General features: G+C 72.4%; 14 protein-coding genes and 1 riboswitch. Of the genes, 4 read left to right on the top strand and 10 right to left on the bottom strand.

Going from position 1 to position 16438, the window contains the following annotated elements:
* Positions 1–30: 30 nt before the first annotated feature.
* From ACUYMY_RS11630 to ACUYMY_RS11610, 5 genes are all read right to left on the bottom strand, one after another.
* On the bottom strand, positions 31–1458 hold the full coding sequence (locus tag ACUYMY_RS11630; RefSeq protein WP_481703711.1) for an aminotransferase class V-fold PLP-dependent enzyme: 1428 nt from the start codon (positions 1456–1458) through the stop codon (positions 31–33).
* 32 nt (positions 1459–1490) lie between these two features.
* A riboswitch (SAM riboswitch) is annotated at positions 1491–1604 on the bottom strand.
* Between the two features lie 97 nt (positions 1605–1701).
* Entirely contained in the window at positions 1702–2514 is an 813-nt protein-coding gene (hisN, locus tag ACUYMY_RS11625; protein WP_481703710.1) for a histidinol-phosphatase, read from the bottom strand.
* Positions 2515–2562: 48 nt separating this feature from the next.
* Positions 2563–3732 carry a ribosome small subunit-dependent GTPase A gene (gene rsgA / locus ACUYMY_RS11620; RefSeq protein ID WP_481703709.1) on the bottom strand — a complete coding sequence of 390 codons (1170 nt, stop codon included), beginning with the start codon at positions 3730–3732 and terminating at the stop codon, positions 2563–2565.
* A gap of 1 nt (position 3733) precedes the next feature.
* Complete coding sequence (gene aroA / locus ACUYMY_RS11615; protein ID WP_481703708.1) at positions 3734–5140, bottom strand: 3-phosphoshikimate 1-carboxyvinyltransferase; 1407 nt, start codon at positions 5138–5140, stop codon at positions 3734–3736.
* Positions 5137–5724: a DoxX family protein gene (locus tag ACUYMY_RS11610; RefSeq protein ID WP_481703707.1), complete on the bottom strand. Its 588-nt coding sequence runs from the start codon at positions 5722–5724 to the stop codon at positions 5137–5139. The genes aroA and ACUYMY_RS11610 overlap by 4 nt, the downstream gene beginning before the upstream one ends.
* 198 nt (positions 5725–5922) lie before the next feature.
* Here ACUYMY_RS11610 and ACUYMY_RS11605 point away from each other — a divergent pair, with 198 nt between their 5' ends.
* Together ACUYMY_RS11605 and rsrA are read left to right on the top strand one after the other, a co-directional pair.
* On the top strand, positions 5923–6699 hold the full coding sequence (locus ACUYMY_RS11605; protein WP_481703706.1) for a sigma-70 family RNA polymerase sigma factor: 777 nt from the start codon (positions 5923–5925) through the stop codon (positions 6697–6699).
* Positions 6696–6953 carry a mycothiol system anti-sigma-R factor gene (rsrA, locus tag ACUYMY_RS11600; protein ID WP_481703705.1) on the top strand — a complete coding sequence of 86 codons (258 nt, stop codon included), beginning with the start codon at positions 6696–6698 and terminating at the stop codon, positions 6951–6953. The genes ACUYMY_RS11605 and rsrA overlap by 4 nt, the downstream gene beginning before the upstream one ends.
* A gap of 107 nt (positions 6954–7060) precedes the next feature.
* On the opposite strand, the gene ACUYMY_RS11595 is transcribed toward rsrA, so the two are convergent.
* The 5 genes from ACUYMY_RS11595 to ACUYMY_RS11575 form a co-directional block, all read right to left on the bottom strand.
* Positions 7061–7135, bottom strand: coding sequence for a 50S ribosomal protein bL37 (locus ACUYMY_RS11595; protein WP_369299106.1), 75 nt, complete (start codon positions 7133–7135; stop codon positions 7061–7063).
* A 118-nt stretch (positions 7136–7253) separates the two neighbouring features.
* The gene (locus ACUYMY_RS11590) at positions 7254–7922 is read right to left on the bottom strand and encodes a PadR family transcriptional regulator (RefSeq protein ID WP_481703704.1); all 669 of its coding nucleotides are present in this window, start codon (positions 7920–7922) and stop codon (positions 7254–7256) included.
* The gene (locus tag ACUYMY_RS11585) at positions 7922–8800 is read right to left on the bottom strand and encodes a DUF4097 family beta strand repeat-containing protein (RefSeq protein ID WP_481703703.1); all 879 of its coding nucleotides are present in this window, start codon (positions 8798–8800) and stop codon (positions 7922–7924) included. Before ACUYMY_RS11585 ends, ACUYMY_RS11590 begins: the two co-directional genes overlap by 1 nt.
* Positions 8801–8926: 126 nt before the next feature.
* A complete protein-coding gene (locus ACUYMY_RS11580) occupies positions 8927–9529 on the bottom strand; it encodes a GDSL-type esterase/lipase family protein (protein ID WP_481703702.1) in 603 nt (200 codons plus the stop codon).
* A 184-nt stretch (positions 9530–9713) separates the two neighbouring features.
* Positions 9714–13607: a multifunctional oxoglutarate decarboxylase/oxoglutarate dehydrogenase thiamine pyrophosphate-binding subunit/dihydrolipoyllysine-residue succinyltransferase subunit gene (locus tag ACUYMY_RS11575; RefSeq protein WP_481703701.1), complete on the bottom strand. Its 3894-nt coding sequence runs from the start codon at positions 13605–13607 to the stop codon at positions 9714–9716.
* A 401-nt stretch (positions 13608–14008) separates the two neighbouring features.
* On the opposite strand from ACUYMY_RS11575, the gene ACUYMY_RS11570 reads away from it, so the two are divergent.
* Both ACUYMY_RS11570 and ACUYMY_RS11565 read left to right on the top strand, forming a co-directional pair.
* Positions 14009–15343 carry a hemolysin family protein gene (locus tag ACUYMY_RS11570; protein ID WP_481703700.1) on the top strand — a complete coding sequence of 445 codons (1335 nt, stop codon included), beginning with the start codon at positions 14009–14011 and terminating at the stop codon, positions 15341–15343.
* Positions 15343–16416, top strand: a complete 1074-nt coding sequence (locus ACUYMY_RS11565) for a hemolysin family protein (protein WP_481703699.1) — start codon at positions 15343–15345, stop codon at positions 16414–16416. Before ACUYMY_RS11570 ends, ACUYMY_RS11565 begins: the two co-directional genes overlap by 1 nt.
* Positions 16417–16438: the final 22 nt, after the last annotated feature.

The following is a 16438-nucleotide window of genomic DNA, read 5'->3' as shown; positions in this document are numbered from 1 at the left end:
GCCCGCCGCGGGCCGGCGGCCGGGAGTGCGTCAGGAGTCGGTGCCGCAGGGCGCCGCGCCCGCGGTGCCAGGCGTGTTGGGCGCCCAGTGGGGGAAGACGCGCGTGTCCCGGGCGGGGACCCAGCGGCCGGCGTCGACCACGTAGTCGAGCCCGAGGCCCTTCTCGACGAGCTGGCGGACGCCGCCGACGAGCCGCTCGACGTCCTCGAGCCGGGAGCCGACGCCGAAGCTCGCCCGGAGCGAGCCCGAGGCGAGGCCCAGACGGCGCAGGACCGGATGGGCGCAGAAGCGGCCGTCCCGGACGCCCACGCCGTGCTCGGCGGAGAGGTAGGCGGCCGTGAGGCCCGCGTCGTGGCCCGCGACGGAGAAGTTGACGACGCCGATCGCGCCTCCGCCAGCGGCGGGAGTGGAACTGCCCGGGTCGCCGCCGTCGCCCGCCTCGGAGTCGGCGAAGAGCCGGTGCACGGTCACGCCGTCGACCCCGGACAGCCCGTCGATGAGCGCGGCCCGCAGCTGCTGCTCGTGCCGGTGCCAGAGGCCCTCGTCGAGGTCCCCGAGGACCTGGGCGGCTCGGGCGATCGTGGCGGCGCCGAGCACGTTGGGGGAACCGCCCTCGTGCCGCGCCGGGCCCTCGGCCCACGTGACGGCGTCGAGCCGGACCTCGCGGACCGCCCCGCCGCCGGCGAGGTGCGGGCGGCCGGCATCGAGCCAGTCCGGCCGTCCCAGGAGCACGCCGCTGCCGAACGGCGCGTAGAGCTTGTGGCCCGAGAACGCGAGGTAGTCGATCCCCGTCCCGGCGACGTCGATGCGTCGGTGCGGAGCGAGCTGCGCGGCGTCGACCGCGATGCGGGCGCCGTGCTCGTGGGCGAGCTCGGCGAGGGTCGCGAGCGGCAGGACCTCGCCGGTGACGTTCGAGGCGCCCGTGACGGCGAGGAGGCTCACGCCCCCGTCGGAGAGCTGGAGCCGGACGCGCTCGAGCGTCTCGGCGATCGTGCCCGCCGCGATGACGCTGCGGTGCGGCCGGGCCTGCCACGGGAGGAGGTTCGCGTGGTGCTCGAGGTCGAGGTAGAGGACGTCGCCGCGCGCGGGGAGGCAGCCCGCGAGGAGGTTGAGCGACTCGGTCGTGTTGCGCGTGAAGATGACGGCGTCGTCGTCGCGGCCGCCGACGAAGCTCCGCACGATCGCGCGGGCATTCTCGTACACGCTCGTGCTGATCTGGGAGGCGTACCCGGCGCCCCGGTGCACGCTCGCGTAGTAGGGGAGCACCTCGTTCAGGTGGTCCGCGACCTCCGCGAGGGCCGGGGCCGAGGCGGCGTAGTCGAGGTTCGCGTAGCGGACCTCGCCGCCGCCCACGAGCGGGGCGCGCAGCTCCGAGCCGACGACCTCGGCGAGCGGCGCGGCCGCGTCGGGGTACGCGTCGCGGGAGATGATCGGGGCGTGGGAGAGGGCAGTGCTCACGGGGCATACCTCGCATGAGTGAGGGACCGCAGGGTCCGCGCTTGCCGCATCCGCTCCGGACCGGCCTGGTCGTCACCCGGGGCACCCCACCGCGGTTGGAGGGTTGCCGGCCAGCAAACCGGGGTTTCGCGCTGGCACTCGTGACCTGTCCACGACATTAGGGCACGGGCACGCCCCCGCGCACCCGCGCCGCCCCTATGACGCGGAATGTGACACGCCCGCGTCACATGGGCGGGGTCCGGGTCAGAGCAGGTCGTCGTACCCGGGGTTGAGGCGGCCCAGCGCCTCCGAGTGCAGGATGCCGTTGGTCGCGAGGGCGTTGCCGCCCCACGGGCCCTCCTTGCCCTCGAGCGACGTGAAGCGGCCGCCGGCCTCGGTCACGATGGGCACGAGCGCGGCCATGTCGTAGAGCGCGAGCTCGGGTTCGGTCGCGATGTCGACGGCGCCCTCGGCGACGAGGCAGTACGACCAGAAGTCCCCGTAGGCGCGCGTGCGCCACACGTCCTCGGTGAGCGAGAGGAAGTCGTCGAGGTTCCCGCGCTCCTTCCAGCCCGAGAGGCTCGAGTAGGACAGCGAGGCGTCGCCGAGCTTCGCGACGTTGCTCACGTGCAGCCGCGTCGCGGAGGCGAGCGAGCGCCCGGTGTACGCCCCGGCGCCCTTCGCGGCCCACCAGCGCCGCCCGAGGGCGGGGGCGCTCACGACGCCGACGACGATCTCGTCCCCGTCCGCGAGGGCGATGAGCGTGGCCCACACGGGCACGCCCCTGACGAAGTTCTTCGTGCCGTCGATCGGGTCGATGATCCAGCGGCGGGAGCCGTGGCCGGTCGTGCCGAACTCCTCGCCGACGACGGCGTCGCGCGGGCGGGAGCGCGAGAGCTGGCCCCTGATGGCCTCCTCGGCGGCGCGGTCCGCGTCCGTGACGGGGGTGAGGTCCGGCTTCGTCTCGATCTTGAGGTCGAGGGCCTTGAACCGCTCCATGGTCTGGGCGTCGACGGAATCCGCCAGGACGTGGGCCAGTCGGAGGTCGTCGTTGTACGTCTCGGGCGCGTGGTTCATGCACCCACGCTATCCCGTCGGCGGGTCGGACGGCTGCAGGCGCGGGCTTCACTCGCCGGGCGGCTGGGCGCCCAGCTCCTTCGTCTCCTGGCCCTCCTCGCGGCGGTCCGCCCCGAGCAGCCGGCGCAGCGACGCGAGGCGGGCGGGGCCGGCGTCGCCCGCGTGCCCCTCGGCGACCCAGGCGTCGAGGCCGCAGCCCACGGCCGAGGCGTCGTGCCGGCAGCCGCGCTCGCAGGCCTCGGTCCCCGGCTCGAGGTCGCCGAACGCGTGCAGGATCCGTTCCGGGTCGACGTGGGCGAGGCCGAAGGAGCGGATGCCGGGGGTGTCGATGATCCAGCTCCCCGGCGCGGCGTCCTCGAGCCGCAGCGCGAGGGCCGACGACGACGTGTGCCGCCCGCGCCCGGTCACCGCGTTGACGCCGCCCGTCGCGCGGTCGGCCCCCGTGAGCGCGTTGACCATGGTCGACTTGCCCACGCCCGAGTGCCCCAGGAGCACGGTGACGCGGCCCTCGAGCTCGGCGCGCAGGGCCCGCACGGCATCCTCGTCGAGCCGGGCCGAGGAGCCGTCCGCACCGCGCGCGTCGATGCCGCGCGCCTCCTTTCGCCCGCCCTCCGCACGGGGCGTCGCGTCGCCGTCCTCGGGCCCGTCCGGCCCTGCCGCTGTCCGGCTCACGACGACGGCGAGCGGCAGCTGCTCATAGGTCGCCAGGAGCGGGGCCGGGTCCCGCAGGTCCGCCTTCGTCACGAGCAGGAGCGGCTCGATCCCGGCGTCGTAGGCCGCGACGAGCGCGCGGTCGATGAACCCCGTGCGCGGCTCCGGATTCGCGGCCGCGACCACGATCACGAGCTGGTCGGCGTTCGCGACGACGACGCGCTCGACGGGGTCGGTGTCGTCCGCGCTGCGTCGCAGCAGCGTGCGACGCTCCTCGACGCGGACGAGCCGCGCGAGCGTGTCGGGCCGCCCGGAGACGTCGCCGACGAGGGCGACGAAGTCGCCGGGGACCACCGGGGTGCGGCGTAGCTCGCGCGCCCGCGCGGCGACGACGATCCGCTCCTGCGGGGTATCCTCGGCGACGACGGCGGTGTACCGGCCGCGGTCCACTGTCACGATCCTGCCGACGACGGCGTCCTCGTGGCTCGGCCGGTCCTTCGTGCGCGGGCGACTGCCGCGCTTGTTCGGCCGGATGCGGACGTCGCTCTCGTCCCACTCCCGGGGCATGTCAGGCGCCGGCTCCCCGGTCCGCGGGGGAGGGCTCGCCGGCCCCGCCGTGCGTGTCAGAGGCCTGACCGCCCCGGCTGTCTGCGGTGGGCCGGGCGCCCTGGCCGAGCATGTTGGCCCACATCTGCGGGAAGTCGGGCATCGTCTTGGACGTCGTGGCGATGTCCTCGACCTCGACCCCCTCGACGGCGAGCCCCCAGATCGCGCCGGCCGTCGCCATGCGATGGTCCGCATAGGAGCGCACGATGGCGCCATGCAGCGGGGCCGGGCGGATCACGAGCCCGTCCTCGGTCTCCTCGGCGTCGCCGCCGAGGCGGGTGATCTCGTTCACGAGCGCCGCGAGGCGGTCCGTCTCGTGGCCGCGCAGGTGGGCGATGCCGGTGAGCCGGGAGGGCGTGTCGGCGAGGGCGCACAGGGCCGCTACGGTCGGGGCGAGCTCGCTCGTGTCGGCGAGCTCTGCGCCCGTGATGCGCTCGCCCCCGCGGACGGTGAGGGTCCCGCCGTCGAGCGTCACCTCGGCGCCGAGCTGCGGGAGGATGGTCCGCCACGCATCCCCGACCTGGGTCGTGCCGACGGGCCAGTTGGGCACGCGGACGGTGCCGCGCGTCGCGAGCGCTGCTGCGAGGAACGGGCCCGCGTTGGAGAGGTCCTGCTCGATGCGCACGTCGAAGGCGCGGATCGGGCCCGGGGCGACGACCCAGTGGTAGGGGACGGAGTCGTCGACCTCGACGCCGAGCTCGCGCAGGACCGCGACGGTCATGGCGATGTGGTCGAGGCTCGGCACCGGCGGGCCGACGTGCTCGAGGTGCAGCCCGTCCTCGAAGCGCGCGCCGGCGAGGAGGAGGGCCGAGACGAACTGGCTCGAGCCGGAGGCGTCGAGGACCACGTGCCCGCCGGGGACCGAGCCCGTGCCGTGGACGGTGAACGGGAGCGAGGACGGCCGGCCGCCCTCGGGGGAGGAGAGCCCGATGCCGAGGGCCTCGAGCGCGTCGATGACGGGGCCCATGGGGCGCACGCGCGCGTGCGGGTCGCCGTCGAACGCGACGCTCCCGCTGAACAGCGCGGCAATCGGGGGCACGAAGCGCATCACGGTGCCCGCGAGGCCGCAGTCGACAGCAGCCGTGCCGGGGGCCTGGCCGGCGCCCTGCCCGACCCGGAGGGGGGTGACCTCGAGGTCGGGGCCGAAGTCGCCGTCGCCCGGGACCTCCGTCACGGTCGCGCCGAGGGCGCGCAGGGCGCCCACCATGAGGGCCGAGTCCCGCGAGTGCAGTGGAGCGCGCAGGCGGCTCGGCCCCTCGGCGAGGGCCGCGAGGACGAGGTAGCGATTGGTGAGCGACTTCGAGCCGGGCACCGTGACGGTCGCGTCGACGGGGCCCGTGGCGAACGGGGCCGGCCAGGCAGCGGTCACGAGAGCACGCCCGCCGCGGTCTCGCGGGCCTCGCGCGCGGCGGAGCTGACGGCGCGCTGGGCGCGGCGGCCGGCCTTCTCGGCGGCGTGCAGCTGCCGGCGGCCGGCCTTCTCCGCTGCGTGGAGCTGGCGGCGGCCCGCCTTGGCCGTGTCGGCCGCGAGGTGCTGGGCGCGCCACGCGAGCGAGGGGCGGCCGGCGGTGTCGACGGCGGCGATCAGGACGCCCCCGGCGAGCGAGAGGTTCTTGAGCAGGCCGGCCCGGCGCGCGGTGCGGCCCTCGGGCGAGCTGATGTCCGCGCTGCGCCACTCGACGAAGGCGTTGAGGGCGCTCGTGACCGCGAGGACCGTCGCGGAGAGCCGGGGCGCCTTGCCGAGCGCGTACAGCACGCCGGCTCCGAGCTGCGCCCCGCCGAGCGTGCGCGCGAGGACGCGCTCGTCGATGCGGATGGGCAGCGCGTCCGCGGCGCGACGGAGCACCGGGGAGAGCTGTTCCGCTGTGTCGTCCGCGTTCTTCAGCTTGTCCGCCCCGGCCACGATGAACGACGAGGCGAGGAGCGGTCGGGCGATGAATCGGACTGCGGTCATGAGGCCTCCTGGAGGTTCTGCGGGCGTGCTCCGACGGTCCCCAGTCTCGCACCTTTGGGGAATATTTTCCTGCGAACGCGGCGTTGTGCCGGGCACAGGATGAGCGGAAATATCCGCAGACACGCCGCAGACAAGGAAGGAGGCTGCGTGCTGGTCCTCGACCGTCCCGTGCCGGCCCCGACAGTAGACTGGTCGGCAATGAGCAGCGCCCAGCCCCGCGAGCCCGAGACCGACCTCGACGATCCGAGTGTCGTGGACGACGGCGCCGCTGGCCCGCGCGCCGCGGACGACGGCGCCTCTGCGGGCGTGGCATCCGAGACCGCCGACGAGCGTCGCGCCCGGTTCGAGCGGGACGCGATGCAGTACGTCGACCAGCTCTACTCGGCCGCGATGCGCATGGCGCGCAACCCCGCCGACGCCGAGGACCTCGTCCAGGAGGCGTACGCGAAGGCCTTCGCGGCGTTCCACCAGTACCGCCCGGGGACGAACCTCAAGGCCTGGCTCTACCGGATCCTGACGAACACGTACATCAACCTGTACCGCAAGCGGCAGCGTGAGCCCCAGCAGGCGGGCACGGACACGGTCGAGGACTGGCAGCTGGCCCGCGCCGAGTCGCACACGTCCACCGGCCTGCGCTCGGCCGAGACGGAGGCGCTGGACCACCTCCCGGATTCCGACGTCAAGGAGGCCCTCGCGTCGATCCCCGAGGAGTTCCGCCTCGCGGTGTACTTCGCGGACGTGGAGGGCTTCGCGTACAAGGAGATCTCCGAGATCATGAGCACACCCATCGGCACCGTCATGAGCCGGCTGCACCGCGGGCGGAAGATGCTCCGCGACAGGCTCGCGGACTACGCGGCCGAGCGCGGGTTCGCGGGCGCGCGTGCGGCGGTCGCTGCGCAGAGCACAGCGCAGAGCACGGCTCAGGGCTCAGGAGAGATCACACCGCAGGACACAGCCCAGGAGAACCAACGATGAACGACTGCCAGGGACTGGGCGACTGCGACGACAGCCGCCTGCAGCGCCTCTACGAATACCTCGACGGGGCCCTGCCGGCCCACGATGTGGCCGAAATCCGCGCGCATCTCGAAACGTGCTCGGAATGCCTCGAGGAGTACGACCTCGAGTGCATGATCCGCTCGGCCATGAAGCGCAGCTGCCACGAGCAGGCGCCGGACAAGCTCAAGGTCTCGATCCTGGACAAGATCCACGCGCTGCGCGCCGAGGCGTGACGGGGGCCCCTGTCCTCGATGTGGGGCGTGGCGGCGGGGGCACGCGCTGATACAGCAGGAGGCCCCTGACCAGACGGTCCGGGGCCTCCTGCATGCTCGGCGTGCGCTCAGGTGTTGGGGCGCTTGCCGTGGTTCGCGCCGCCGCGCTTGCGGTCACGGCGCTTGCGTGCTCGCTTGCTCATAGCTGGCCTCCTTCGACGTAGTTGGACTGCTTGGCCGAGAAGGCCGCCCCCCAGTCTCCCACACGCGCCGGGCAGAGCCTAAACGGAACAGGGCCGCAGCGCGGGGCGGCAGCGCGGCTCAGCGGAGCGAGTTGCGGATGGCGATGCGGGCCTGGTCGAGGACCGCGCGGAGGGTCTCGAGGGGGACCTCGCCGAGCGGGCGCGTCGCGCTGTGCGTGCGCAGCTCGATGCGGACATCGTCGCGGAAGGACTGGACGAGCATCTCCGCCTCCGCGAGCCGTCCGGCCCCCTCCCTCCGTCCCGCATCCGACGGCGGCGTGGTCTGCGTCCCCTGCCCCGTCGCCCCCTGCCCCGAGGACGGAAGCTGCGCCGTCGCGGCCGCGCGCCGGGCCGTGAGCCTCGCGGTCTCGGCCGTGGCGGCGAGGTCCGCGCGCAGCCCACGCATGCTGGCCTTGAGCTCGGTGCGGAGCGAGTCGGCGAGCCGGTGCACCGAGGCCGCGATGTCCTCCTCGACGTCGGCGAGGTCCCCCCGCCGGGCGTCGAGCTCGGCCCGGCCAGCGTCCGTGACGGAGTACAGGGTACGGCGCCCCTCGGGCCGGGTGTGGACGAGGCCCTCCTCCTCGAGCTTGGCCAGGCGCGGGTAGACCGTCCCCGGGCTGGGGGAGTAGGCCCCGCCGAAGCGGTCGCTCAGGGCGCGGATGAGCTCGTAGCCGTGCTTGGGCCCGTCCTCGAGGAGCGCGAGCAGGTATAGCCGCAGCGCCCCGTGGGCGAAGACCGGAGGGGCCATCAGCCCATCGCCTCCTCGGGCGCCGCCTGCGGGGCCGGATCCTGGAGTCGGTGAACGACGGCGATGTTGCCCGAGACCGTGTTGGCCCGCAGGAGCATGAGCTTGGCGTCGGGGCCGAGGATGGCGGCGAGCTTGCCGCCCGCGGGGCTGAAGCGCTGGTCGTCGACGACGATCGTCCCCGACGCCGTGTTGGCCGACAGGTCCACGCCGACGTCATGCGGGAGGCGGATGGTCAGGTCGCCGCTGACGGTATTGGCCCCGAGATCCTCGCAGAAGCCCGAGGGGTCGAACATGAGGTCCCCCGAGACCGAGTTCGCGCGGATGTGGCGGAGGTCCCCGGACGCCGTCACCTCGCCGGAGACGGTCTTGGCCGTGAGAACGCCGTCGTGGCCGCGCGCGATGACCTCGCCCGAGACCGTGCTGATGTGGAGCTCGCCGGCGGTCCCGTCCGCCATGATCGAGCCGGAGACCGTATTGAGCCGGGTGTGCGGCCGCGCCCCGGAGACGAGCCCGTCCCCGCTCACCGTCCCGATCTCGACGACGGTCCCGGGCGGGACCACGATGCTCACCACGGCGTGGTTCTCGCTCGTGCCGGCGACGGTCCCCATGAGGTTCTTGAACCAGCCCTGGGCGCCGTGCAGCTGATGGCGGACCTCCAGGCGCCCGCCCTCGAGGCTCACGCTGATCGGGTCCCCGCGGACCTCGGTGACCTCGATGCGCGCTGTCTTGCTGGCACTGCTGCCGGCACTGTCGCCAGCACCGCTGTCCTCCTGGACGAGGACGTCGAGGCGGCCGGCGACAATCCCCGCCTTGAGCGAGGAGACTCCCTCGAGGTCGATGGTCTGTGGTTCGATGATGGACCAGCTTTCCGCGGACATTTCCCCTCCTGGTGCAGAACCCGGCGCTGACGCCAAACGCGATATATCGCATCGGGCCATCTCACGATATATCGCGTCTTGGGAGAGGGCAAGACCCGGCGAAGCCGGGGCTCGACGGGGAAGCGCCTACTGCGGCTGCGGCAGCCGCAGCCAGGGGAACCAGCCCCGGTGCAGCACGAGCCAGGCAATGAGCCCGTAGCCCGCCTGGCCTGGGGCGCCCGCGTTGGCGGCCAAGTCGCCCCGCCACTGCTCGTGGTTCAGGAGCGGGGAGAACGTGTCGACGTAGTAGTGGTTGCGCCGGGTCGTGACGTCCGCGAAGGCCGTGTTGAGCTCGGCGAGCCGCCGGTTCTGCGCCGGGTCGAGCGTAGGCGGCGGGCCCACGACGAAGACCTCAGTGCTGTTCTGTTGGGCTGAGTCGAGGATGTTCGCGACGTTGAGCCGGCTGCGCGCGGGCGTGATCCCGAACGCGATGTCCCGGCCAGAGAGGCCGATCACGAGCCGGTTCTCGAAGCCGTCGCCGAACCGGCGCAGGGCCTCGCCCTCCCAGCGGGCCGCGAGCCCTTCCGTGCCCTCCTCTGGGGCCGCGAGGACGTAGCTCTCGAGGGTGAGCTCCTCGCGCGGCGTGCGGGCCAGGACCCGGCCGATCCATCCGAGGGCCCGTGGATCTCCATTGCCCGCCAGCAGCTCGTCGCCGATCGCCGTGAGGCGAAGCTTCCTCTCCTGCGCCATCCGCTCTCCCCTCGTCACGGGCCCGCGCCCTCTCGGCTTCCGAGTCTATCGAAGGAAGGACGCCCTGCCGGGCCGCCATGCGCGCCGGCCGGCCGGGGGCCGGCGAGCTGAGAACACCTCAGACGACGACGGCGGCCGGCCCCCTCGCCGAGGAGGGAGCCGGCCGCCGTGACTGGGGCCCGCGCTATGCGCGGACGTAGGCCTCGCGGGAGAAGGCCTCGCGGAGGAGGATCTCCTGCTCGGCCGTGTGCCGCTTCATCGAGCCGGCGCTCGTGGAGGCGGAGGCCGGGCGCGAGACGACGCGGATCCGCCGGTCGAGGGCCGGGGCGAGGTTCAGGGCCATGTACGGCCACGGGCCCTGGTTCGCGGGCTCGTCCTGGGCCCAGACGACGTCGGCGTTCGGGTACTTCGCGAGCTCAGCCTCGATCTCCGCCTGCGGCAGCGGGTAGAGCTGCTCGACGCGGATGATCGCGGTCCTCGTGTCCTTGGCCTTGGCCCGGGACGTGAGCAGGTCGTAGTACAGGCGCCCGGAGACCAGGATCACGCGGTCGACGGCCGCGGCGTCGAGCTGCTCGTGCTCGCCGATGACCGGCTGGAACGAGGCCGACGTGAAGTCCTCGACCGAGGAGGCCGCGCCCTTGAGGCGCAGCAGCTGCTTCGGCGTGAAGACGATGAGCGGCTTGCGCGGACGGCTGTACGCCTGGCGGCGCAGTAGGTGGAAGTGCGACGCCGGCGTGCTCGGCTGTGCGACGACCATGTTGTCCTCGGCGCACAGCTGCAGGAACCGCTCGATCCTCGCGGACGAGTGGTCAGGGCCCTGGCCTTCGTAGCCGTGCGGCAGGAGCATGACGAGGGAGGAGCGCTGGCCCCACTTCTGCTCGGCCGAGGAGATGAACTCGTCGATGACGGTCTGGGCACCGTTGACGAAGTCGCCGAACTGGGCCTCCCACAGCACGAGCGCGTCGGGGCGCTCGACTGAGTAGCCGTACTCGAAGCCGAGGGCGGCGTACTCGGAGAGCGACGAGTCATAGATCGAGAGCTTCGCCTGGTCCTCCGAGAGGTTCGCGAGCGGAGTCCACTCGGCGCCCGTCGAGCGGTCGTGGAAGACGGCGTGGCGCTGCACGAACGTGCCGCGGCGCGAGTCCTGGCCCGCGAGGCGAACCGGGACGCCCTCGGTGATGAGCGAGCCGAAGGCCGCGATCTCGCCGAAGCCCCAGTCGATGCCGCCCTCGCGGGACATCTGCTCGCGGCGCTCGAGGAGCTGCTTGAGCTTCGCGTGGACCGTGAAGCCCTCGGGCACCTGCACGTGGGCCTGGCCGATGCGGGCGAGCAGCTCGGCGCTGATCGCCGTCGAGCGCGGCGAGCGGACGGCGTTGTCGTCCTGCTGCTGCGCGATCGGGCGCTCGAGGTCCGCGACGGCCTTGGCGTCCGCCGTGACCACGGGGATCGGCGACGTCTGCGCTGCGTGCGTCTCCGCGAAGACCCGCTCGAGCCGCTCCTGGTAGTCGCGCAGGAGCTGCTCGGCCTCCTCCTGGGTGATGTCGCCGCGGCCGATGAGGCTCTCGGTGTAGAGCTTGCGCACCGAGCGCTTGGCCTCGATGAGGTTGTACATGAGCGGCTGCGTCATCGACGGGTCGTCGCCCTCGTTGTGGCCGCGGCGGCGGTAGCACACGAGGTCGATGACGACGTCCTTGTGGAACCGCTCGCGGAAGCGGTACGCGAGCTGTGCCACGCGGGCGACGGCCTCGGGATCGTCGCCATTCACGTGGAAGACCGGCGCCTGGACCATCTTGGCCACGTCCGTCGAGTACACCGACGAGCGCGATGCGGACGGCGAGGTGGTGAAGCCGACCTGGTTGTTCACGATGATGTGGATCGTGCCGCCCGTGCGGTAGCCGCGCAGCTGCGAGAGGTTGAGCGTCTCCGCGACGACGCCCTGGCCCGCGAAGGCCGCGTCGCCGTGGACGAGGATCGGCAGGACGGGGAAGGCCTCGCCCTGGTCGAGGCGGTCCTGCTTCGCGCGGACGATGCCCTCGAGCACGGAGTCGACAGCCTCGAGGTGGGAGGGGTTCGCGGCCAGGTAGACCTTGGTCTGCTTGCCGTTCTCGGCCGTGAAGGTGCCCTCGGTGCCGAGGTGGTACTTCACGTCGCCCGAGCCCTGGACGCTGCGCGGGTCCTGGGTGCCCTCGAACTCGCGGAAGACCTGCGCGTAGGTCTTGCCCGCGATGTTCGTGAGCACGTTCAGGCGGCCGCGGTGCGCCATGCCGATCGCGACCTCGTCGAGGCCGTCCTCGGCGGCCTCGGAGAGGACGGCGTCGAGCAGCGGGATGAGCGACTCGCCGCCCTCGAGCGAGAAGCGCTTCTGCCCGACGAACTTCGTCTGCAGGAAGGTCTCGAAGGCCTCCGCCGCGTTCAGGCGGGACACGATGCGCAGCTGCTCCTCGCGGCTGGGCTTCTTGTAAGGGTGCTCGATCTCGTCCTGGAACCACTGGCGCTCGGCCGGCTCCTGGAGGTGCATGTACTCGGTGCCGGTCGTGCGGCAGTACGCGTCGCGGAGCACGCCGAGGATGTCGCGGAACTTCATCTTCGGCCGGCCGCCGAAGCCGCCCGTGGGCCACTCGCGGTCGAGGTCCCACAGCGTCAGGCCGTACGTGAGCACGTCGAGGTCCGGGTGCTTGCGCTGGACGTACTCGAGCGGGTTCGTGTCCGCCATGAGGTGCCCGCGCACGCGGAAGGCGTGGATGAGCTGCTGGATCCGGGCCACCTTGTTGATGGCATCCTCGGGGTTGACCTGCAGGTCCGGGCTCCAGCGTACCGGCTCGTAGGGGATGCGCAGGGACTCGAAGATCTCGTCGTAGAAGCCCTGCTCGCCGAGGAGCAGCTGGTGCACGATCCGCAGGAACTCGCCGGAGCCGGCGCCCTGGATCACGCGGTGGTCGTAGGTCGAGGTCAGGGTGATGACCTTGCCGACGGCGTTCTGGGCGAGGATCTTCTCCGAGGAGCCCTGGAACTCGGCCGGGTACTCGAGGGCGCCGACGCCCACGATCGCGGCCTGGCCCTTGGACAGGCGCGGCACGGAGTGCACGGTGCCGATGCCGCCGGGGTTGGTCAGCGAGACCGTCGTGCCCGCGTAGTCGTCGGCCGTGAGCTTGCCGTTGCGGGCGCGCTTGATGAGGTCCTCGTACGTGTGCCAGAAGTCCGAGAAGTTCATCGTCTCGGCCTTCTTGACGTTGGGCACGACGAGCAGGCGCGTGCCATCGTCCTTCGGCAGGTCGATCGCGATGCCGAAGTTCACGTGGGCGTGCTGGATGGCGACCGGCTTGCCGTCGACCTCGTCGTAGGAGACGTTCATCGAGGGCATGAGCTTGAGCGCCCGGATCACGGCGAAGCCGATGAGGTGGGTGAAGGAGACCTTGCCGCCGCGCACGCGCGTGAGGTGGTTGTTGATCACGACACGGTTGTCCATGAGCAGCTTCGCCGGGACGGCGCGCACCGTGGTCGCGGTCGGGACCTCGAGGCTCGTGACCATGTTGGTCGCGATGGCCTTCGCCGGCCCGCGCAGCGGGGAGACGATGTCCTCCTCGATCGTCTCGTCCTTGGCCGTCTTCGGCAGCTGGGCGGGGATGAGGCCAGTCGACGAGGGCTTGGCGCCGTCGCGGACGACGGCGGCGGCACCCTTCTTCGGCGCGCTCGCCGGCGCGGCCTGCTGGCCCGCGGCGGGCTGGGCGGGTGCCGGCTGGGCGGCGGGGGCGGGCTGCGGAGCCGGAGCCGGAGCGGCCTGCGGAGCCGGGGCCGCGGCGGCGGGGGCTGCAGCAGCAGGTGCCGTCGTGGCCTGGGACGCAGCCGGAGGCGCGGCCTGCTGGGTCGACGACGTGCTGGCGGTTGTCGCGTCCGCGGCCGGCGCCTTCACCGTGCCGTTGGACGTGTGGCCGCTGTCCGAGTCGAACGACTCGAACAGCGGCCACCACTTGGAGTCCACGGAGTTCTTGTTCTGCTGGTACTGCTCGTAGAGTTCGTCCACAAGCCACTCATTGCCGCCGAATTCCTCGGGCAGGCGGTGGGTTGGCAGTTCTGGCACTGGAGATACGCCTCTTCCATCGATACGTTGGCCCGCCGTCCGCGGCTCCGTGCCTGGCGCCCGGGCGCATGGCCGCTAGGGGCCCAAACGCTGCTGTCCAGAGGCTGCCGGATCCGCCGACCGCCGTGGTCCCCATCAAGGGGAACACGCTCCTGAACAGTGTAGTGACCCCTCGTGATAAAGGGGCAATCTGAGGCCGGTATCACAGTGAGAGGCCGACGCCGCGCCGAACACCAGCGCTGATACGCTGGAAGCACTATGGACGGCCCCTCTAGATGCCGGCCCGGACGCAGGCGCCTTGGGCGCGCCCGCGGCCGCCGCGCCGGCAGACACCGTGTACTTGCCCCCTCTGACTCGCGCGGCCGAGCCCCCGCCACGGACCCCAGGCCAGGTGCCTGAGCATGGAATGGATCCTGCTGGCCGCTGGCTTGGCCCTCATCCTCGGCACCGGGTTCTTCGTCGCCGTCGAGTTCTCGCTCGTCGCGCTCGACCGGGCGACCGTCCAGCGCAGCATCGACGCCGGTGAGCCGGGCGCCGAGGCGCTCCTGCGCTGCCTCAAGACCCTCTCGACCCAGCTCTCGAGCTGCCAGCTGGGCATCACCCTCACGACGCTCCTGACGGGGTACGTCATGGAGCCTTCCGTCGGGAAGCTCCTCGAGGCCCCGCTCGCCGCGGTCGGCGTCCCGGCAGCGCCCGCCGTCTCGCTCACGGTCGCGATGGTCCTGGCGACGCTGTTGTCGATGCTCATCGGCGAGCTTGTGCCGAAGAACCTCGCGATCGCCCGCGCGCTCGCCATCGGCCGCGCCGTCGCCCCCGCCCAGCTGGTCTTCACCGCCGTCTTCAAGCCCGCGATCCTCCTCCTCAACGGCTTCTCCAACCGGGTCCTGCACGCGATGGGGATCGAGGCCAAGGAGGAGATCTCGGGCGCGCGCTCGCCGGCCGAGCTCGCCTCGCTCGTGCGGCGCTCGGCCGAGCTCGGGACCCTCGACGAGGGCACCGCCCGCTTCGTCGCCCGCACGCTGAGCTTCTCGGAGCGCACGGCGGCGGACGTCATGACCCCGCGCATGCGCGTGACGACCGTCGAGGCGACCGAGTCCGTCGACGCCGTCGTGGACGCCGCCCGCCGCACCGGCCACTCGCGCTTCCCTGTCATCGGCGACTCCCCGGACGACATCCGGGGCGTCGTGCACGTCAAGAAGGCCGTCGCGGTCCCGCCCGAGCGGCGTGGCCAGGTCGAGGCAGGGGCCATCATGGCAGACGTCCTGCGCGTGCCCGAGACGATCCACCTCGACGCGCTCATCTCCCAGCTGCGCGAGGGCAACCTCCAGCTCGCCGTCGTGCTCGACGAGTACGGCGGCACGGCGGGCATCGTGACCCTCGAGGACCTCGTGGAGGAGATCGTGGGCGAGGTCTCCGACGAGCACGACCGGCTCGCGCCCGGCGTCCTGCAGAGCGCCGCGGGCGACTGGTACTTTCCGGGGCTCATGCGCCCCGACGAGGTCTCGGAGCAGGTGCCCGGCCTCGTGGTCGAGGACAGCCCCGCCTACGAGACTGTCGGCGGGTTCGTCATGAGCTCCCTCGGGCGCATCGCGTCGACGGGCGACTCGGTCGACCTCGACGGCGGACGCCTCGAGGTCATCCGCATGGACGGCCGGCGCGTGGACAGGCTCAAGTTCGTCGCGGCGCGCGCGGAAGCCGTGCCCGCCGAGCGCGGCAACGGCGGGAGGGCCGCGTGATGGGGGACTGGACCGGAATCGTGTGGCTCGCCGTGCTCCTTCTCGGCAACGCCTTCTTCGTCGGCGCCGAGTTCGCCATCATGAGCGCGCGCCGCAGCCAGATCGAGCCCCTCGCCGAGGGCGGCTCGGGCCGAGCCCGGACGACGCTGCAGGCCATGGAGAGCGTCTCGCTCATGCTCGCGTGCGCGCAGCTGGGCATCACCGTGTGCTCTCTGCTGATCCTCCAGGTCGCCGAGCCGGCCATCCACCACCTCATCGGCGACCCGCTCCACGAGCTTGGGCTCCCCGAGGAGCTCGCGGACGGCGCCGGGTTCGCCGCGGCGCTCGCGATCGTCACGTTCCTGCACGTGACGTTCGGCGAGATGGTGCCGAAGAACATCTCGGTCTCGGCCGCCGACCGTTCGGCGCTCCTCCTGGCCCCGGCGCTCATGGGCGTCGCGCGCGTCGTCAGGCCCGTCATCCACCTGCTCAACGGCAGCGCGAACGCGATCCTCCGCCTCCTGCGCGTCGAGCCCAAGGACGAGGTGACCTCGAGCTTCACTCTCGAGGAGGTCCAGTCGATCGTCGAGGAGTCCACCCGCAGAGGCCTCGTCGACGACGAGTCGGGCCTGCTCTCGGGAGCGCTCGAGTTCTCCGACCTCACGGCCGGGAGCATCATGGTCCCCGTCAGCGAGCTCGTGGCCCTGCCCACGACGACGACGCCCGCGGAGTTCGAGAAGGCGGTTGCCAAGACCGGCTTCTCACGCTTCCCGATCGTGGACGACGAGGGCGACCTTGCGGGCTACCTCCACGTCAAGGACGTCCTCGCGATCTCGCCCGACGCCCGCGACCGCCCGATCGGCGAGGCCCGCGTCCGCTCGCTCGCGAACCTCGGGGTCGAGGACGAGATCGAGGACGCGCTGTCGGCGATGCAGAAGTCGGGCTTCCACCTCGCCCGCGTGATCGGCCCCGGGGGCGCCACGCTCGGCGTGGTGTTCCTCGAGGACGTCATCGAGCAGCTCGTCGGGGAGATCCGGGACGCGACCCAGAGCCGCGGCGCCCGGCGGTACGAGAACGGGGCCGCGGGGCACTGACGAACGGCTAAATGTGAATTGT

The organism is Sinomonas sp. T428B (genome assembly GCF_056780155.1).
The sequence above is the reverse complement of the archived record's forward strand: the minus strand, read 5'-3'. Positions and strand labels throughout refer to the sequence as shown.